At 49.0% G+C, this 900-nt stretch carries 8 tRNA genes and 1 rRNA gene; all 9 read right to left on the reverse strand.

From position 1 onward, the window contains the following. Position 1: 1 nt before the first annotated feature. Positions 2–89: transfer RNA gene (locus KNO61_RS17035), tRNA-Leu, on the reverse strand. A gap of 9 nt (positions 90–98) precedes the next feature. Beyond that, positions 99–173: transfer RNA gene (locus tag KNO61_RS17040), tRNA-Gly, on the reverse strand. 15 nt (positions 174–188) lie between these two features. Further along, positions 189–269, reverse strand: a tRNA-Leu gene (locus tag KNO61_RS17045). A gap of 38 nt (positions 270–307) precedes the next feature. Next, positions 308–383, reverse strand: a tRNA-Lys gene (locus tag KNO61_RS17050). Positions 384–395: 12 nt separating this feature from the next. Further along, positions 396–471: transfer RNA gene (locus KNO61_RS17055), tRNA-His, on the reverse strand. Positions 472–481: 10 nt separating this feature from the next. Then, positions 482–557: transfer RNA gene (locus KNO61_RS17060), tRNA-Thr, on the reverse strand. An 8-nt stretch (positions 558–565) separates the two neighbouring features. Then, a tRNA-Phe gene (locus KNO61_RS17065) sits at positions 566–641 on the reverse strand. A 19-nt stretch (positions 642–660) separates the two neighbouring features. After that, positions 661–736: transfer RNA gene (locus KNO61_RS17070), tRNA-Asp, on the reverse strand. A gap of 75 nt (positions 737–811) precedes the next feature. Continuing rightward, a 5S ribosomal RNA gene (gene rrf / locus KNO61_RS17075) occupies positions 812–900 on the reverse strand; the annotation flags it as partial.

Consider the following 900-nt stretch of genomic DNA (forward strand, 5'->3'; position numbering starts at 1 on the left):
ATGGTGCGGTCGAGAGGACTTGAACCTCCACGGTGTTAACCACCACTAGGCCCTCAACCTAGCGCGTCTACCGATTCCGCCACGACCGCGTATTAAAATGGAGCGGAAGACGGGATTCGAACCCGCGACCCCGACCTTGGCAAGGTCGTATTCTACCACTGAACTACTTCCGCATAAGTATTTAAAGATGCGGGTGAAGGGACTCGAACCCCCACGTCAAAGACACTAGATCCTAAGTCTAGCGCGTCTACCAATTCCGCCACACCCGCACGTGAAATTACGTATTGAATAAAAAATAATGAGAAAATGGTGAGCCATGCAGGGCTCGAACCTGCGACCCTCTGATTAAAAGTCAGATGCTCTACCAACTGAGCTAATGGCTCATTAAATTTTAATGGGGCGGCTGAAGGGAATTGAACCCTCGAATGCCGGAATCACAATCCGGTGCGTTAACCACTTCGCCACAACCGCCATGAAAAAATGGTGCCGGCGAAAGGATTCGAACCCTCGACCCTCTGATTACAAGTCAGATGCTCTACCAACTGAGCTACACCGGCGTGTTATATGGTGGCTTTGGACGGAATCGAACCGCCGACACAAGGATTTTCAGTCCTTTGCTCTACCAACTGAGCTACAAAGCCATACGTATTTAATTTAAAATGGCGGTCTCGACGGGATTCGAACCCGCGATCTTCTGCGTGACAGGCAGACATGTTAACCCCTACACCACGAGACCGTTTTAAGTCATATCGACTTTACCTATTTTAAAGGTCATTCTATGTAAAGTCAATAACTTTTTTAAAAAAATAAAGCCTGGCAACGTCCTATCCTCACAGGGGGAGATCCCCCAACTACTTTCGGCGCTGAGACGCTTAACTTCCGTGTTCGGCATGGGAACGG

It is taken from the genome of Exiguobacterium sp. s140 (assembly GCF_018617035.1).
Taxonomy (GTDB): domain Bacteria; phylum Bacillota; class Bacilli; order Exiguobacteriales; family Exiguobacteriaceae; genus Exiguobacterium; species Exiguobacterium profundum.